At 43.1% G+C, this 17,267-nt stretch carries 19 protein-coding genes; 1 reads left to right on the forward strand and 18 read right to left on the reverse strand.

The features are described 5' to 3' along the window. On the forward strand, nucleotides 1-1,218 hold a 1,218-nt coding region (gene tnpC / locus BM213_RS11105; RefSeq protein WP_091704084.1), incomplete at its 5' end, for an IS66 family transposase. 274 nt (nucleotides 1,219-1,492) lie between these two features. Here the strand turns inward: tnpC and BM213_RS11110 are convergent. From BM213_RS11110 to BM213_RS11205, 18 genes are all read right to left on the reverse strand, one after another. After that, entirely contained in the window at nucleotides 1,493-3,322 is a 1,830-nt protein-coding gene (locus tag BM213_RS11110) for a polysaccharide biosynthesis protein (protein ID WP_091704087.1), read from the reverse strand. 62 nt (nucleotides 3,323-3,384) lie between these two features. Further along, entirely contained in the window at nucleotides 3,385-4,263 is an 879-nt protein-coding gene (galU, locus tag BM213_RS11115; RefSeq protein ID WP_091704125.1) for a UTP--glucose-1-phosphate uridylyltransferase GalU, read from the reverse strand. A 94-nt stretch (nucleotides 4,264-4,357) separates the two neighbouring features. Then, nucleotides 4,358-4,627: a hypothetical protein gene (locus BM213_RS11120; protein ID WP_091704090.1), complete on the reverse strand. Its 270-nt coding sequence runs from the start codon at nucleotides 4,625-4,627 to the stop codon at nucleotides 4,358-4,360. A 282-nt stretch (nucleotides 4,628-4,909) separates the two neighbouring features. Then, on the reverse strand, nucleotides 4,910-5,674 hold the full coding sequence (locus tag BM213_RS11125) for a tyrosine-protein phosphatase (protein WP_091704093.1): 765 nt from the start codon (nucleotides 5,672-5,674) through the stop codon (nucleotides 4,910-4,912). Nucleotides 5,675-5,805: 131 nt separating this feature from the next. Further along, on the reverse strand, nucleotides 5,806-6,468 hold the full coding sequence (locus BM213_RS11130; RefSeq protein WP_091704128.1) for a CpsD/CapB family tyrosine-protein kinase: 663 nt from the start codon (nucleotides 6,466-6,468) through the stop codon (nucleotides 5,806-5,808). A 28-nt stretch (nucleotides 6,469-6,496) separates the two neighbouring features. Beyond that, nucleotides 6,497-7,237, reverse strand: a complete 741-nt coding sequence (locus BM213_RS11135) for a YveK family protein (protein ID WP_091704096.1) — start codon at nucleotides 7,235-7,237, stop codon at nucleotides 6,497-6,499. Nucleotides 7,238-7,545: 308 nt separating this feature from the next. Next, on the reverse strand, nucleotides 7,546-7,944 hold the full coding sequence (locus tag BM213_RS11140; protein ID WP_003396951.1) for a hypothetical protein: 399 nt from the start codon (nucleotides 7,942-7,944) through the stop codon (nucleotides 7,546-7,548). 186 nt (nucleotides 7,945-8,130) lie between these two features. Continuing rightward, nucleotides 8,131-9,387, reverse strand: coding sequence for a group II intron reverse transcriptase/maturase (gene ltrA, locus BM213_RS11145; protein WP_091704099.1), 1,257 nt, complete (start codon nucleotides 9,385-9,387; stop codon nucleotides 8,131-8,133). 580 nt (nucleotides 9,388-9,967) lie between these two features. Then, nucleotides 9,968-10,198, reverse strand: coding sequence for a hypothetical protein (locus tag BM213_RS11160; protein ID WP_091704104.1), 231 nt, complete (start codon nucleotides 10,196-10,198; stop codon nucleotides 9,968-9,970). Nucleotides 10,199-10,264: 66 nt separating this feature from the next. Next, a complete protein-coding gene (fabZ, locus tag BM213_RS11165) occupies nucleotides 10,265-10,693 on the reverse strand; it encodes a 3-hydroxyacyl-ACP dehydratase FabZ (RefSeq protein WP_091704107.1) in 429 nt (142 codons plus the stop codon). A gap of 213 nt (nucleotides 10,694-10,906) precedes the next feature. Then, on the reverse strand, nucleotides 10,907-12,079 hold the full coding sequence (locus tag BM213_RS11170) for an RNA-guided endonuclease InsQ/TnpB family protein (RefSeq protein ID WP_091704109.1): 1,173 nt from the start codon (nucleotides 12,077-12,079) through the stop codon (nucleotides 10,907-10,909). Between the two features lie 199 nt (nucleotides 12,080-12,278). Further along, complete coding sequence (locus BM213_RS11175; protein ID WP_091704112.1) at nucleotides 12,279-12,485, reverse strand: DNA-directed RNA polymerase subunit beta; 207 nt, start codon at nucleotides 12,483-12,485, stop codon at nucleotides 12,279-12,281. A gap of 12 nt (nucleotides 12,486-12,497) precedes the next feature. Then, on the reverse strand, nucleotides 12,498-13,322 hold the full coding sequence (locus tag BM213_RS11180; RefSeq protein WP_091704114.1) for a flagellar hook-basal body protein: 825 nt from the start codon (nucleotides 13,320-13,322) through the stop codon (nucleotides 12,498-12,500). A gap of 10 nt (nucleotides 13,323-13,332) precedes the next feature. Beyond that, on the reverse strand, nucleotides 13,333-14,121 hold the full coding sequence (gene flgF, locus BM213_RS11185) for a flagellar basal-body rod protein FlgF (RefSeq protein WP_091704118.1): 789 nt from the start codon (nucleotides 14,119-14,121) through the stop codon (nucleotides 13,333-13,335). Nucleotides 14,122-14,207: 86 nt separating this feature from the next. Continuing rightward, nucleotides 14,208-15,212 carry a rod shape-determining protein gene (gene mreB, locus BM213_RS11190; RefSeq protein ID WP_091704120.1) on the reverse strand — a complete coding sequence of 335 codons (1,005 nt, stop codon included), beginning with the start codon at nucleotides 15,210-15,212 and terminating at the stop codon, nucleotides 14,208-14,210. A 92-nt stretch (nucleotides 15,213-15,304) separates the two neighbouring features. Next, nucleotides 15,305-15,568 (reverse strand): sporulation transcriptional regulator SpoIIID, encoded by a 264-nt coding sequence (gene spoIIID / locus BM213_RS11195; RefSeq protein WP_003396966.1) that lies wholly within the window; start codon nucleotides 15,566-15,568, stop codon nucleotides 15,305-15,307. Between the two features lie 222 nt (nucleotides 15,569-15,790). After that, the gene (spoIIQ, locus tag BM213_RS11200) at nucleotides 15,791-16,582 is read right to left on the reverse strand and encodes a stage II sporulation protein SpoIIQ (RefSeq protein WP_279625325.1); all 792 of its coding nucleotides are present in this window, start codon (nucleotides 16,580-16,582) and stop codon (nucleotides 15,791-15,793) included. Nucleotides 16,583-16,757: 175 nt separating this feature from the next. Further along, nucleotides 16,758-17,267: RNA-guided endonuclease TnpB family protein (locus tag BM213_RS11205; RefSeq protein ID WP_143091197.1), on the reverse strand; the 510-nt coding region annotated here is incomplete at its 5' end.

Genomic DNA, 17,267 nt, shown 5'->3' on the forward strand with positions numbered 1-17,267 from the left:
CCATCTGGCAACAAGCCAGGCGGACAAGAAGGACATCAAGGAACGACGCTCCGTCAAGTGGAACATCCACATCATCGTGTCGTCCACCGTGTGCATACGTGTCAAGGATGTGGGGCTTCTTTGCGTGAAGTCAAACCGTTCAAAGTCGATGTCCGTCAAGTGTTCGATCTCCCTCCCGTGACGATCGAGGTGACACAACATGAACGTGAAGTGAAATCCTGTCCACATTGCCGATGTGTTCAACAAGCGGAGTTTCCACCACATGTCACGAATCATGTGCAATACGGTCCACGTCTCACGGCGCTCGTTGTTTATTTACATCATATCCAATTGATCCCTTACAAACGTTTGAGTGATACGATCGAAGCATTATATCAACACTCGGTTAGTACGGGAACTCTTGCCAATATGGTGAAACGAGGACGCGAAGCGCTAGAATCGAATATGGACATGATCGAAGACGCCTTACTTGAATCCGACATCCTGCATGTCGATGAAACGAGTTTGCGTATCAATGGGAAACTCGCATGGGTGCATGTCGCGTGTACATCAAAATACACGTACTTGGCTCCTCACGTTTCTCGCGGAAAGAAAGCGACCGATGACATCGGGATTCTTCCGCGATATCAAGGGACGATGATGCACGATGGGTTCGGTACGTATCCAAAATACACGCAAGCCACCCATGCCCTTTGTCACGCCCATCATTTGCGTGAATTGAAGGGTTTCATCGAACAAGGGCATACATGGGCATCGCGCATGACCACGTTTCTGTTAGCCGCCAAACAGGCCGTCGAAGCTCATCACGGTGCACTTTCCGAAGAAGAAGCGAAACGATGGGAACGAGTGTATGGTCGCATTCTAGAAAGATATGGTCGCATTCTAGAAAGAGCACAGCACCGATTAGAAACGATGACGCCTCTTCCGAAAAAAGCACTCGCTTTTGTTCGACGGCTTCAGAAACGAAAGGAAGAAGCGTTGCGTTTCTTACGTGAAGTGCATGTTCCCTTTGACAACAACCAAGCCGAACGCGATCTTCGCATGGTCAAAGTGAAAGAGAACATTTCGGGTACATTTCGCGAAGAAACATTCGCCCAGTCTTTTTGTATCACAAGAAGCATCGTTTCCACACTCGCGAAACACGAAAAAAACGTGTGGGACTCGTTATGTCTTCTGTTGACGGGCGACACGCTCGATCGTGTTCTTTCTATCACTTAGGGCATTTTCTATCACGGAGATGCCCTATTTGTGTTGCGCTTTTTTACATACTACTATCGGGGTGAATAGTTACAAGATTTTCCGATTGTTCGATTCTGTTTTCCTTCATAACAAGTCATTTTGATAGAATGCAGCGGGCGTTCTACTGGATGTAAAACAAAGTTTCAACTTATATAGATCATTTTTATCGAAATAGTCAAGTAGCTTACATAGTTTTTTCATCGGCTTTACATATAATTATTTCATCGTTAGTCTCCTAACTTAGAGCAACTATTTATTGATTTGCAGAACCAACGGAACCTATTGATACAAACTTGTTATTCACAACCCCCAACAATCTCTCTCTAACCTCTTCTTTATCCATCTCTTCAAATCGATCCATAAAATCATGAAGGATTTTTTCGTCCACCATCGTTGCTTTCCCGATAAATATTTTCGGAAACACCTGCTCTGGATGAACTTCATTTTCATTCAACAATTCTTCAAACATCTTCTCTCCAGGTCGAATACCTGTAAATTCGATGCCAATTTCATCGATCGTGTATCCAGATAGCTTAATAAGGTTTTTCGCTAAATCAACAATTTTGACTGGTTCACCCATGTCAAGAACGAAAATCTCGCCGCCTTTTGCTAGTGCACCGGCTTGAATGACGAGCTGAGAGGCTTCTGGGATAGTCATGAAGTACCTTGTCATATCCGGATGAGTGACGGTAACAGGGCCGCCTGCTTGAATTTGCTTTTTAAATAGCGGTATGACGCTTCCACGGCTTCCAAGTACGTTGCCGAATCGGACGGCGACAAATTTCGTATTGCTTTCTTCGTCTAACTGTTGAATAATCATCTCGGCAAATCGTTTTGTTGCTCCCATTACATTTGTCGGATTGACAGCTTTATCTGTAGAGACAAGCACAAACGTTCCGACACTAAACGTAGCCGCTGCTTCGGCGACGTTTTTCGTCCCGAAAATGTTGTTTTTGACCGCTTCTTTCGGGTTGTATTCCATCAGTGGCACATGTTTATGGGCAGCGGCATGGTAAACAACATCAGGTCGATGCTGTTCCATCACTTCAAACATCCGTTCGCGGTCTTGAATGTCGCCGATCACGGGAATAATGTCTATTTCATCTCTATATTTGTTTCGTAATTCCATATCGATTTGGTATATGCTATTTTCGCCATGTCCAAGTAGAATGATTTTCTTCGGATGGAATCGGCATACTTGCCGACAAATTTCAGATCCTATCGAACCACCCGCGCCTGTTACTAAAATAACTTTCCCTTCAATGTAATGAGAGATGCTGTTTGTATCAAGTTGGATCGGATCACGTCCAAGTAAGTCTTCTACTTGCACATCACGGAACTGATTGACCGACACTTTCCCAGACATAATATCTTCTAGTTTCGGCACGGTTTGTGTTTTTGCGTTCGTTTTGGCACACTCAGCAAAAATTCGATTTAACTCCTGTTTTTTGAGCGATGGAATGGCGATAATAATATGCTCGATACGTTTTTCCTGTACGATGTGAGCAATATCTTTCGTCGTTCCAGCGACAGGAATACCGAGAATGTGTAACTTTTGTTTTGTTCGATCGTCATCGATAAATGCGATAGGGCAAAGGTCAGACTCGCGACTTGTTAATAGTTGTCGCGCGACCATCGTTCCAGCGGCTCCTGCTCCAATAATTAGCGTTCGTTTTTTTCCTTTGTTTTGATTCATATATTGATCGCGGTATATGCGCCAAACGAAGCGAGAGCCTCCTAAAAGCAACATATGAATCATCCATGTGATCATCAATGCGCGAACGTACATGTCTTCGTATATTGTCCATTGTACGAAAGCGGTGACGATGATGGAAAATGTGACTGTTTTTGCGATTGCTACTAATTCGCCAACGCTCGCATATTCCCACACTTTATGATACAAACGGTAATGAAAAGCAAATATATGATGGCTAAATAATAATGTCACCGCAGATAATAAAAGTGCTGGATATTTAAAAATTTCAATGTGTGGGTGGAGCGTAAATAAACTGATGTAAATAGCTGATAGGACAATTGCTGAGTCTAACAGCATTAAAAGTGTTAATCGCGTGCGATAAGCCAACGTCGTATATCTCCCTTCTTAACATGAAAATAGGGAACTAAAAAAGCCATAAGCTATATCGCCTATGACTTTGCATATTGCCGAATAATCTCCTCCATAAACTTCAACAGCTCTTCTCTCATTTCTTCATTTTGCAGTCCAAACTCAATCGTCGTCTGAATAAACCCCAACTTCTCCCCAACGTCGTAGCGTTTTCCTTCAAACTCATACGCAAAGACGCGTTGGATTTCGTTTAGCTTTTGAATCGCGTCGGTCAGTTGAATTTCGCCGCCGGTGCCGGCTTCTTGTTTTTCAAGGAATAAGAAGATTTCCGGTGTGAGTATGTATCTTCCCATAATCGCTAAGTTGGACGGCGCGGTGCCTGGCGCTGGTTTTTCGACGAATTGGCGCACTTGGTAACGTCGTCCTTTTTTGTCGATCGGGTCGATGATGCCGTATCGGTGTGTTTCGTCGTCAGCGACTTGTTTCACCCCGATGACAGAGCTTCTCGTTTGTTCAAATTCGTTCATCAGTTGTTTTAAACATGGTGTTTCGGCTTGGACGATGTCGTCGCCTAAGAGGACAGCAAATGGTTCATCGCCAATAAATTTACGGGCGCACCAGACGGCGTGGCCTAGTCCTTTTGGTTCTTTTTGACGAATGTAATGAATGTCGACTTTGGACGGTTCTTTTACTTTTTCAAGCAAGTCGTGTTTGTTGCTTTTTAGTAAAGCTTGTTCGAGCTCGAACGCATGATCGAAATGATCTTCAATGGCACGTTTTCCTTTTCCTGTGACGATAATAATGTCTTCAATGCCTGATTCAATCGCTTCTTCGACGATGTATTGAATCGTCGGCTTGTCGACGATCGGAAGCATTTCTTTTGGCATCGCTTTTGTCGCAGGTAAAAAGCGCGTGCCAAGCCCAGCAGCTGGGATAATTGCTTTTCTTACCGTTTTCACATACATCCCTCACTTCCTAAACTGTACACCCACGTATATGCTATATATGCATAACCTATACGTCGATGTACAAAAAAATAGCTCCCATGGGGAGTTAGTTTGGTAGACGTGTTTTTAAATTTAAAATTTCTTTTTCGTGTTCTATAATCCGATCGAGCAACACATCATATTTTACCTTTAAATGAGACATCGTTAAGTGAGTTGATTGTTTCATAAGCTGTAAATCGTTTAATAACCACTCTTCCTTGCTAGTTAGTTGAGTCAGATGTTTCAACGTTTGTTCGACAAATTCTAATCGTTCGTAAATCGGTTGCAGTTCTTCCTTTAATACAGAGCGAAGCAAAGCTTTTAATTCTTGGCTCAATTGTATCCCTCCTTTACCATTTCTCTCATTATAACATGGCAAAAAAGAGACATAAATAAAAAAACAAGGTTAGCATTGGGCATCTAACCCGCCCTCACACCGCACCATCGACGACAAGCGTCTAAGGTGGCAGGACCGTCATCGTCCCCACCCACAGCACGGCCGAGTGCCTCCGTTGATAACGGTAAGGAGACATCACCGAAAAGGAAAGCCGATATCGACAAACGTGCGAAACCAGCAAAGCATAACTAATCTATACGATGTATTGGGAACATACAAAACTTAGAAAATACCTAAAAACTTTTTCTTCTTAATTCGCTCTGGTGCATCTTTATACAACGTCTCGTTTGCGACAAGCAGTTCGGCGTTTTCACGGAAAACGTATACTGCTTGCGAGCCGAACTGTTTTTGAATGACGTCGTACGCTTCGCGCATATGGAATGCCCGTGACGTCGTATTGTGCGCATCCGATGCGATTAAATGAGCTAAGTTCGCTTCGATGATTTGCAAGGAAAAATTCTTAATTTTTTTGCCGAACTTACCAGCAATACTTCCCGCAGTCAGCTGTGTCAACGCTCCTTTTTTCACAAGGTCATATAGCTTCGTTGGGTGCTCGATCAGCTCGCTATTTCGCTCCGGATGGGCGATAATAGGGACGAGACCTTGCAGCTGAATATCGAACAACAACTGCTCGGTGTAACGCGGAACGTGATTGCTTGGTAGCTCGATTAAAACGTACTTCGTTTCTGCGAGAGGTAAAATATCACCGTCTCGATAACCGTCTAGCCATTCCCCATAAATGCGTACTTCTTGCCCGGGTAAAACAGAAAGGGGAATGCGATGGTATTGCAACGCTTCATTCAATGCATAAACGTGTTCCATAATGGACGATTTATCGTTTTCAAACGTTCCATTGCGGTGATGGGGGGTGGCGATGATTGTTGTAATTCCCTCCGCAACAGCTGCTTTTGCCATCTCAATTGCATCAGCGAGCGTTTTCGCCCCATCATCGACAGACGGCAAAATATGACTATGAACGTCAATCATCACAATCCCCCCCTTTGATCTATCGACATGAAAGAAATTTTTCTCATATTTTTCGACAATTTCCTCGTATGTAATTCATATTAACATAGGAAAATCGTATTACGCAATATACAATTTTTGTCGAATTTTGTCTATTTGTTACCGTAGTAATAGTAATAGCTACTTTCTTTTTGCTTCTTTTGATTCAGCACGACACCGAGCAGCTTTCCTTTTGCGTTAATGAGTAGTTCTTTCGCCTTTTGTGCAGCTTCAATTTCTGTTTTTCCGCTATGGACGACAAGAATCGTTCCATCGCATTGGTTCGCTAAAATTTGCGCATCGGTCACCGCAAGTACTGGTGGAGTGTCGAATAAAACAAGGTCAAATTGCTTATACGCTTCTGCTAGTAGTTCTTCCATCGCAGAAGAACCGAGCAATTCGGCTGGGTTTGGCGGAATAGGGCCACTCGTTAAAACAAATAAATTGTCCACATCTGTTTCTTTCACAGCCGCTTGAAAAGGTGCTTGTTTCGTTAATACGTTCGTTAAACCGATGTAGTTATCTTTTCGAAACGTATAATGGACTGTCGGTTTGCGTAAGTCGGCATCAATAAGAAGCACTTTTTTTCCTTGTTGCGCAAAAACGACCGCTAAATTGGCAACGGTTGTTGATTTTCCTTCTGCAGGGGCAGAAGAGGTGACCATAATCGAGCGCAATGGACGATCAACGACAGAAAATTGAATGTTTGTTCGAATCGTCCGATATTGTTCAGAAATTGGCGATTTTGGATTTGTTTTTGTAATGAGTGAGCGCATTGTACGCTCAAATATTCGCTTTTTCTTTTTAAGAACCAACCGTCTCACCTCTTACTTGCTTTTTCGCTTGTAACGCTTTTGCTTCTTTTCCTTCTTCATCAATTGTTGTGACAGCTCCTAGCACAGGTAGCTCAAGCAATTTCTCAACGTCCTGTTCGTTTTTAATCGTATTATCTAAATATTCAAGTAAAAATGCTAAACCAACACCTGTCATCATGCCAACGACGAAAGCGATCGCCATGTTTAATAGCGGCTTTGGTTTCACCGGAACAGGTTGCTCTTTTACTTCTGCCTTTGCTAAAATGTTGACGTTATCAACGTTCATAATTTTCACGATTTCACGTTGAAACACGCTTGCAACGGTATTGGCAATATCAGCCGCCATATGCGGATCGGGATCTTCGACTGTTACGTTAACAACTTGCGAGTCTTTTTCACTTGTGACGTTAATTTTTTCATTAAGCTCTTCAATCGACATATTTAAATCGAGTTCATCTTTTACAATATCTAAAATGGCTGGGCTTTTCATAATGACGTTATACGTATTAATAAGCTGCAAATTCGTTTGAATTTCGCTAATGTTGTAGATTGGTTGTTCGTTTTTCGCTTGGTTGACGAGCAGTTGCGTCGATGCTTGATAAATTGGCGTCAACACAAAATAGCTAACGATCCCGCTTGTCATCGTCGCAATGACGGTAATCGCTACAATAAGCCAAGCTCGTTTACGTAACGTTTGAAATAATTCTCGTAAGCTAATCGTCTCTTCCATGGCGTCCTCCTATGAAACACATATTTTCGACAAAAACGTTCACTAGCTTCATTATACCGACAAACAATTCCGTTTTTCTACCTTTTTTATAAAATTATTTCCACGAAAAAGAAAACCGACAGAGCCATGTTCTGCCGGTTAGTGAATGATTTCTTCGTCTTTTTCTTCTTGTGCAATGATTTGTTTCGCCTGTGCAATAATATTGTTCATTTCAGCAACCGTATAGTCGCGTTCTGGAAGCGGACGGTCATACGCTTGATAATATAAAATTTCTGCTAGTTTTCGTTGTTTGATGCTCGCTCGTTTCGTTAGCTTTTCTTTTTTTTTAATTCATGTTGGAGACGTTCGATATGATATTTTGCTTCTAGTTTACAGCCGTAAGGGAAATCATCGATGCCAAGCCGTTCAACGAGACGGTTAATTTCGGCAATTTGTTCGTCCGTTGGAGGTTCATTGACGAGCTGGTCAATAATTTCGTTAATGCGGTCGGCAAGTTGTTCATGAAATTGCGGATTCGCTTTGATCGCATCGTCTAATTCAGCGAACCATGCAGCTTCGTTATATAAATAATGGCGCCACTCTTCCATGAGTTTTGCCGCATCGTATTGCGTCTCATCCCAACCGATGCTTGCCATATATCGTTCGAACACTTTTTTTATAGATAACGTCATATTCATCTTCATACGATGAGGAAGTTGTTTCAACATATATAAAACCCTCCATATGATAATCGTCAACCGTTAATGTACCATAAAAAAAGAATGTTGACAAAGTTGTTTTATAACTTTGTTACGTATTATAGGAAAGAAGGGAATCGAGTAGGAGGAGGTGATTAACCTCCGTCCTCTCACACCACCGTACGTACGGTTCCGTATACGGCGGTTCAATCAAGATCAATGACGCAAGAATTCATAACGTTCTTGTAGACTTTTGAGCCCTTGGTCATTCCAGTAGGAGTTTCCAAGGGTTCTGTGTAAGATGGGGCTATTTGAAATACGCCAATATCCTTTCCGACTATTTCCCCATTCATAGGCTTTCCACGAAGGAACTCCCAATTTGATCAAGTTTCTTATCCTCGTTTTTGGTGTTTTCCAACTTTTCCATAAGCACATACGAAGTCTTCGACGAATCCACCCGTCCATTTTCCGAAAGATTGATTTCGTATCCGCCAGCGCAAAGTACCCACACCATCCGAATAAATACTGATTCAGTTTCTGAATTCGGTATTCCATGGAATATGGCATCTTTCTCGAGGTGATTTCTCGTACTTTCTTCTTCATTCGTTTGAGACTTTCTTCTGCCACTCGAATCTTGGGCTCTTCGGCATCGATAAAACTGAATCCAAGAAACTTTCGTTTCCAAGGACGGTCTACTGCCGACTTTTTCTCATTCACTTTTAGGCGAAGTTTACGTTCGATGAATCGTTGAACGCTTGCCATTGTTCGTTCTCCTGCCCTTTTTGATTTTACGTAAATGTTACAGTCGTCTGCGTAACGAACGAATTGATGTCCTCTTTTCTCTAATTCTTTATCCAACTCGTCAAGAACGATGTTTGAAAGGAGCGGACTTAATGGACCACCTTGTGGTGTCCCTTTTTCTGTACTTGAAACCACTCCATGAATCATGACACCCGACTGCAGGTATTTGCGGATTAATTTCAATAACGGTTTATCGTGGATTCTTTTCGCCAATGTGCTCATGAGTCTGTCGTGGTTGACCTGATCAAAGAACTTTTCTAAATCAATGTCTACAACCCATCGGTATCCCTCTTTGATATATCCTTGTGCTTTCCTCACTGCATCATGGGCGCTTCGATTTGGGCGAAAGCCATAGCTATGTTCAGAAAACATGGGGTCATATATCTTCGACAATACTTGGGCAATTGCCTGTTGAATCAAACGGTCTGTCACGGTTGGGATACCTAGTAACCGAACACCGCCATCAGGTTTCGGGATTTCGACTCTTCGGACAGGCATCGGTTCATAGGTACCTTTGAGAATCGCCTCTTTGATGGACTGCCAGTTTTCGACGATATGCGTTCGTAGGTTTTGTACGGGCATCTGATCTACTCCATGACTTCCCTTATTTTGTTCTACTCGTTTCAATGCGAGAAGCATATTCTCCCGTGACAGGATTTGATTCAAAATCATCGTTCTTCTTCCTTCCGTAAATAGCTGATCTTCTTATGCCATTCGTCACTCCACCCTCCAACAGATCCCCCACGGAATTCACCGTTTCCTTTCTCTTGGGAGGTACCATGTTTTCTGTGTTCATCATGACGAACTGAATGCCAAGGGCTATTTTCTCTTGATTGTTCAGTCCTTCCGAATCGTTCTAGACCGATTCGTACTATGACCTCTGCTGACTTCTGATGGTTCAGCTACCTATCACTAAGTAGGTTATGAAGCGTACTTCACGTATCCATCAGACCTCCTCGGGTAAGAGTGCAATCTTTCCTTCCATCTATCTGCTTCATTTACTCTGTATCACCTTCGGCAGAAAGGACTTTGTTTTGTCATGCAAACTCATCCAATGATACCTAGCCTTGTATGAAGTTCGTGTTCCTCAGACCGGAAGTTTGCCGCTCGCTTCCTTCAGATTCCGCGTCACCACGGACACCCTTGCGTTAAGCTAACTGCTACTTCTGCCTTCGCAGTTCGGGACTTTCACCCTAGAGATTGCACCCATGCCGAGCGCACATAAAAAAACGTAAGAGGAATCCTCTTACGTTTATTCGTCCGTATTGTCTGCGTCATTCATATCTTCCACATCTTCGACAGCGTCTTCTTCATCTGGCACAGCATCGTTTTCATCGTCGCCGACACCTTCGTTTGTGTCTTCGCCTGGCTGCATTTCTTCTTGGTTGTTCATATCGTTGTCTGTATCATCGTTATTGCAGCCTGTAACGACCATGATGGCGATGAGCGCGCTAATAAGCTTAAATAGCCATAGTTTTTTCATTGCATATCTCCTTTCTTAGGCATATGTAATCACTTATAACATGCCCAGAAAGGAGACGATTATGCATTATTTTTCACCGAGCGCAAACATAATATCTGTTTCGCATACGAGTTCGCCATCAACGGTAGCGACTCCTCTTCCTTTGCCGATTGCGCCTTTAAAACGAATCATTTCGACTTCTAATCGTAATTGATCGCCCGGCTTTACTTGCTTTTTAAAGCGGCAATTATCAATGCCGGTGAAAAAGGCGAGACGACCGCGGTTTTCTTCTTTCATTAACATCGCGACCGCCCCGACTTGCGCTAGCGCCTCGACGATCAGCACACCAGGCATGACCGGGTAGTCCGGAAAATGACCGACGAAAAATTGTTCGTTTGCGCTCACGTTTTTCATGCCGACGGCGCGCTTTCCTTCTTCCACTTCAACAATGCGATCGACGAGTAAAAACGGATAGCGATGTGGAATAATTTGTTGAATTTGTTGAATATCAAGCATACGAATTCCTCCTTTTTGACCTCCTCCCCCACTTACCAAAAGGTTGAAGTGGGGGATTCCCACGTTTCACCTTCGGTGAGGGGGTTCATTGGTTACCGTTACCTCCATCTCATCCGCATGGAAACCTATGGTGTCCAGACGGTTCGACCTCATCGGCTAGGTGTCCAGCACGGTCATGTGCCTTGACAAGGGCATAGAATCCCTGTCAGCGGGTTACCCCGCAATGGATGGTCGTGTGCTAATCACGAAACTGGCGTTCACATCTGCCTGTTTTTTGTAGCCACACGAGCATGTGTAGAGCGGTCCTCTTCGGTTCGTCTTTTTGACTTTTCCACATTGGAAACATTCTTGACTTGTTTTGTAAGGGTCAACGTATTCGACCTTCAACCCTTTTAATTTTGCTTTATATTGGATTTTGATTTCCAAATCGTAAAATGCCCACGAATGAATGTTTCTATTACTTTGTTTCCAATGTTTTTTCATTTTTCGAATACCGCTTAAATCTTCTAGTTTGATGGTTTTTGCTCCGATTTGCTCGGCAAATCGGATGATTTTTTTACTGATGACATGATTCCAATAATCGATGACTCGTTGTTCTTTATTTTCAAGCCGTTTTAACGCTTTCATATTCTTCGCTTTTTGAAGTTGTTTACGAAGACGGTGGTATTTTCTTCGAATATGTCCAAGATATCGACCGTTGAAGATTTTGTATTCTCCAGTTTGTCCACAACCTGCCACGGCAATCATGCGAAGTCCACGGTCAACCCCGACTGATTTTTCGGTTTCGTCTGTATTTTCCTTTTCTTTGACCGTCAAGGTAATCGAAAACGCAAAATACCAACGTTTTTTCTTTTCATACAGTTGACCGTTTCCTTTTTTGATGTCAATAATTTGTTCGAAGGATGAGTCATAATACTTGTTGGTTTTATCCATTTCCCCGTTTAACAAAAAATGAACCCAAAATGACGTATATTCGTTCGTTCGAACAGGGACATATTTCTCTAACGTCAATCTTCCTTCGATGGTGGGGATTCCGAGTTTTAAATACCCGTTATCATATCGAAAATGCCAGTTTTGATTGTTAAAGAGAATCGTTTGTTTTTCCTTAAAACGAGGAAAACTTTTTGTTTTTTGATTCTTTTTCCAATCATCATATCGACTTAAGGCGAGTTTTCTCGCTTCTTGTTGGGTCGTGGTTGGAAGAATACTATCCTGCTTTAAAAGTTTATCAATGTCGGTGACAGCGATTTTTGGATTTGTTCGTTTGATATCCACCGCACGGTTTAAGAGCCTTGAAAACTCATTTCTCATCGTTTGATACATCTCTTGTTTCAATTTGGTAGGTTCGAATAATGGCAGTTTAATCGTCATCGTGACCTCTTTCACAGTTTCACCTCCTCTTTATTAGGATATGCCAAAGACTACCATCCATTCAAGAGTATTTTGATTTTTTTTAAACAAAAAATGACCGATTCATCCCCCACTTATGGAAGTGGAGGGTCTTCTCTGTCAGTATGATAAAAAAACGGAAGGATCTCCCTTCCGCCTTTTTTTCAATGTATCACGTTTTGAAGTGGTCTGTCCACTACTGTTTTTCGATTAAATCGACAATATGTTGCCACGTCGCTGGTTTTAACGCATCCCATGCGTTTCCTTCGCCAAGCACGCCGTAGCCGACCATCGCTCCTGCCAACGTGCTAATGGTAATCAAACAAAGGACGATGAGTAAACGAAGCCAAATCGGAATGAGGCGGCGGCGCAGGCGTTGTTGTTTCGTTTGTTTTTCTTCCATCGTCTTCCCTCTCTACGAACGAATGCCGTTAATTAGCCCCATCATTTGATCGGATAATGTAATGGCGCGGGCGTTGAGTTGATACGAACGCTGAGTGATGATCAGTTCGCTCATTTCTGTCGCCAATTCAACGTTTGATTGTTCTAAGGCGTATTGTTGTAATGAAATGTCGTTACGGTTGTTGCCTAATAAATTAACGGTAACGTCTTCGCGATTCACATTCGTCGGGAAAGCAAAACGGTTATCGCCAAGCGCTTGCATAAGTTGCGGGCGCGTCACGTATGATATGCCGATGTTGATCGTCTGCATCATATTTCCGTTTGGCGCAATGAATTGCATCGTGCCGTTTTGGGTGACTTGAATGTCTTTAAAACCGTCGCGGACAGTAATCGGCTCATCGTTTTCATTTAGCACCGCATAACCATCAGCTGTTACAACCATAAGTTCGTCTGGATTGTTTGCGGACGGACTAAGGTAAAACGCACCGTCGCGTGTATATTGAATGTCGCCATCGACGGCGATGCGGAAAAATTGTCCTTCTTTCGTTAAAGCAAGGTCTAATGGACGATCGGTTTTGACGATCGAACCTTGTTTCATTTGCATATACGTAGATGCGACTTTCGCCCCGACGCCGAGACGGACGCCTGTCGGGGTGAGGCGCGGTGCTTCATCTGTTTTTGGCGAGTTCGCAAACTGTTGAGCGAGCAATTCTCCGAAGATGGCATCGCGCTTTTTATATCCCGTTGTATTGACGTTTGCGATATTATGGCTAATCGTATCGAGTTGTTGGTGCAGTTGGTTCATCGTGTTGGCGGCAGTAATCATTGACCGAAGCATCGTCATCCCCCTACCTTAAACGGCCGATTTCGTTTGCCGCTTTGTCCATACTTTTATCGTACGCTTGTAAAATTTTTTGGTTCGCCTCAAAGGCGCGATAAGCCGACAACATGTCCGTCATCGCGCGAGAAAGATCAACGTTTGAACGTTCAACATATTGTTGGCGAATCGTATACGTTTGCGCAGGTGGAAGGGCGTTTTCTGACCGAAATAAACCGTTTCCTTCTTTCACGAGCGTTTGAACGTTTTGCGCATAAGCGATGCCGAGGCGGGCGATTGGCGCACCATTTTTCGTGATCGTCCCATCAGATAAGACGGTAAACTGCTCGTCGCCAATGACGATGCGGTTGCCGTTTTCATCAAGCACGTATAAGCCGTCCGTCGTCGTTAATGCACCGTCCGCATCAATTGTAAAGTGACCGTTGCGCGTATAACGAACGTCGCCCGTTTCGTTTTGAACGGTAAAAAATGATGTACCCGTGCCATCGACAATCGCTACATCGGTGTTGTTGCCTGTTTCACGTATATCTCCTTGCGCAAAGTTCGGCACAAGTTCTTGCACGTACACCCCTGTTGAGAGCGGACCAATGTATGTACGATCGCGCCACGTCAACTTTTTCTCTGTCGGAATGGTCGTCTGTTGAATGCGGTTCATCAACATGTCAGGAAAAGCTCGCAGCGACGCTTGATCAGCCTTATACCCTGGCGTATTCGCATTTGCGATATTGTTCGTCATCATTTCGATGCGGCGTTGTTGAGAAAGCATGCCGGAAGCCGCTGTATATAATCCGCGAAACATAAAACTCCCCCTAACCGTTTTTACACTACTTCCATTATAAAAGAAAAAGGGGGAAAAAGCGAATAGGTACCATTTCCCAATGGCACCTATACGGGTTGACGATATGGAGCTTTGTCGATGTTATCAAGCATTAATCCTGTGCCGATCGCTACACAGTCCATCGGGTTTTCTGCGATAAAGACCGGCACTTTCAATTGTTGCGCAAGCAGTTGATCCATGCCGTGAAGCAATGCCCCACCTCCTGTTAAGAAAACACCGCGGTCAATAATGTCGGCTGATAGTTCTGGCGGTGTACGCTCAAGGACGCTTTTTGCTGTTTGGACGATCGTATATACCGTTTCGCGTAGCGCCTTTTCAATTTCACCGGAGCGAATCGTAATCGTTCTTGGTAAGCCTGTTACTAAATCGCGACCGCGAATGTCCATCGCTTCATCGCGCGCATTCGGGAAAACAGTCGCGATATTGATTTTAATTTCTTCCGCTGTTCGCTCACCGATCAGTAGTTTATATTCTCGTTTAATATAACTTAAAATTTCTTGGTCAAATTTATCGCCCGCTACTTTAATGGATGCGGATGTGACGATATCACCCATCGATAATACGGCAACGTCCGTTGTGCCCCCACCGATGTCGATCACCATGTTCCCTGAAGGCTGGAAAATGTCCATTCCCGCACCGATAGCTGCCACTTTCGGCTCTTCTTCTAAATATACCTTTTTGCCTCCGCTTTTTTCCGCTGCTTCTTTAATCGCTTTTCGTTCGACGGACGTAATGTTTGTTGGACAGCAAATTAAAATGCGCGGTTTAGCAAACCATCCTTTTAAATTGAGTTTGCTTAAAAAATGTTTTAGCATCGCTTCCGTAATTTCAAAATCTGCAATGACTCCGTCTTTTAACGGACGGATGGCGACAATATGCCCAGGCGTGCGCCCAACCATACGCCGCGCTTCTTCCCCTACCGCTAACACCCGCTTTGTATGTTGATCAATTGCAACGACGGAAGGTTCGTTCAATACGATGCCTTTCCCTTTTACATAAATCAACACGTTCGCCGTGCCGAGGTCGATGCCGATATCCCTTGCGAAAAACATATATGTTCCTCCTTGCCATTTCTCCTAATACATTATTTTACCACAGTAATGTCGAAAAAAAGAAAACATTTTTGACAAGGGGAACGAGAAATTTACGTCGCTTGCTCGGTTTCTTTTTTATACTTTTTCTTCGTTGCTTCTCCTCCACGCAAATGGCGAATGGATTTATGGTAATCTAAAATTTCTTTTACTTCATTCGCTAATTCGGGGTTAATTTCCGGGAGCCGCTCCGTTAAGTCTTTATGGACGGTGCTTTTAGACACACCGAACTCTTTCGCGATGACGCGAACGGTTTTTCTCGTCTCCACGATATACTTGCCAATCTTGATTGTACGCTCTTTGATGTAATCGTGCACACTGCTCGCCCTCCCTAAGTTGGATGTGAGAAGTGTGAAATGAGACGTATAAGGCGTTGATCGCAGTGGCGTTTACTCGCTCATAACAAAGTCGTCAAGCTCATCTATTAATCGTTCATCTCACCTCAAACACCCTCGTTGTTCAAGTTTGTAATAGTGTATTAGGAAGGAAGAAAATATATGCCATAAAAAAGCGAACAGATGAGCATTTTGCCCATCTGTTCATGTTCTTGCCATTCCGATCGATGCATCTGGAACAGTGCTCGATGGATCGCTTTGTTGTTCATTCGTTTTTTCTTCATTCGTTTCTTGCTGTTCCGTTTGTTGTTCGAGTGCGCTAAGCGGCTGATCGAAGTAAGCGACAGGGTTGACCGCTTGTCCGTCTTTTCGAATTTCAAAATGGACGTGGACGCCTGCTTCTTTATTAAACTCGCTTGTGCCTGCCTTTGCGATCACTTGTCCTTGTTTTACTGTGTCGCCTGTTTTCACTTGTACGTCTTTTAATGATTGATATACCGTCACAACGCCGCGATCATGTTGAATATGAACGACGTAGCCAAAGAGCGGGTCTTTTTCTGCTTTGACGACTGTTCCGCTTAACGATGCGGTCACATCAAAACTTTCGCCGTTTTTCATCGCGATGTCGACACCTTTGTTCGGATAATATTCATCATTATAAGAGACGAGAGCAGCTTCTTGTTCTTCGGCTGATGCATGAAAATCGTAAAATGGTTTTGCGATTTCAACAGCGTTTGGATCAAGGACAGGCATAATGATTTGTTCAACCGCTTGTTGTACCGGAACAGATTCTGGTTCATTCACCGCCGTTCCTTGTTCTGTTTGCTCATCGACAGGTGGCTGGACAATATCGTTTGTTTTGTTTTGGAACCAAAGCACACCTGTTAAAATGAGCGCGGCACTTAACAAATAAATAGAAGGAACAACCCAACGTTTACGGAACAACTTTGAAACTTTTTTGTTTTCTTCTTTCATGTTCATCACCTCAGCAACCATTGTGAACAGAAAGAAGAACATTTATACACGTAAAAATAAAAAAATTTGCCGCGTGAACCTCCCACGGCTAAAGTCGCGGGCTTCTCACTTCACAGTGAGAATTTCCTGCTTCATCGTCCTCGCAACCTACTAACTCCACAGGCGTATGATTCCGACAGTTCCTGCCGTACGATATTTATGCAAATAAACCTAATTCTTTTAAGCCTTGTTGTAGTATATTTTTTGCAGCGTTCTCGTCTCTTTGATGAATCGTACCACAATGATCGCAAACCCATTCTCTTATGGATAATAACTTTACTTTTTTGTTTACACACCCACACGCTGAACAAGTTTGCGATGATGCAAACCATCTGCTTATTTTATGATACGTTCTACCATACCACATCGACTTATATTCTATCTGTCTGCAAAATTCACCCCATGCTACATCCGATATTCTTTTAGCAAGACGTGAATGTTTGATCATGTTTTTCACAGCTAAATCTTCGCTAATGATTACTTGGTTTTCGTAAACAATTTTCGAAGATAGCTTATGTTGAAAATCTTTTCTAGTATTACTTATTTTTTCGTGTACTTTTGCCACCTTAACTCTTTGCTTGTTCCAATTTTTACTTCCTTTTTTCTTTTTTGCAAGTTGTCTTTGCAACTTTGCCAATTTCTTTTCATACTTTGATATTGCTTTAGG

The organism is Anoxybacillus pushchinoensis (assembly GCF_900111795.1).
GTDB lineage: Bacteria > Bacillota > Bacilli > Bacillales > Anoxybacillaceae > Anoxybacillus > Anoxybacillus pushchinoensis.

Coding starts and splice junctions, on each gene's coding strand:
- BM213_RS11125 (WP_091704093.1), bottom strand. CDS start 5,674: ATGATTGACGTTCATAGTCATATTTTGCCGTCTGTCGATGATGGGGCG.
- BM213_RS11130 (WP_091704128.1), bottom strand. CDS start 6,468: ATGCGCTCACTCATTACAAAAACAAATCCAAAATCGCCAATTTCTGAA.
- BM213_RS11135 (WP_091704096.1), bottom strand. CDS start 7,237: ATGGAAGAGACGATTAGCTTACGAGAATTATTTCAAACGTTACGTAAA.
- BM213_RS11140 (WP_003396951.1), bottom strand. CDS start 7,944: ATGTTGAAACAACTTCCTCATCGTATGAAGATGAATATGACGTTATCT.
- ltrA (WP_091704099.1), bottom strand. CDS start 9,387: ATGATTTTGAATCAAATCCTGTCACGGGAGAATATGCTTCTCGCATTG.
- BM213_RS11160 (WP_091704104.1), bottom strand. CDS start 10,198: ATGAAAAAACTATGGCTATTTAAGCTTATTAGCGCGCTCATCGCCATC.
- fabZ (WP_091704107.1), bottom strand. CDS start 10,693: ATGCTTGATATTCAACAAATTCAACAAATTATTCCACATCGCTATCCG.
- BM213_RS11175 (WP_091704112.1), bottom strand. CDS start 12,485: ATGGAAGAAAAACAAACGAAACAACAACGCCTGCGCCGCCGCCTCATT.
- BM213_RS11180 (WP_091704114.1), bottom strand. CDS start 13,322: ATGCTTCGGTCAATGATTACTGCCGCCAACACGATGAACCAACTGCAC.
- flgF (WP_091704118.1), bottom strand. CDS start 14,121: ATGTTTCGCGGATTATATACAGCGGCTTCCGGCATGCTTTCTCAACAA.
- mreB (WP_091704120.1), bottom strand. CDS start 15,212: ATGTTTTTCGCAAGGGATATCGGCATCGACCTCGGCACGGCGAACGTG.
- spoIIQ (WP_279625325.1), bottom strand. CDS start 16,582: ATGGTTGCTGAGGTGATGAACATGAAAGAAGAAAACAAAAAAGTTTCA.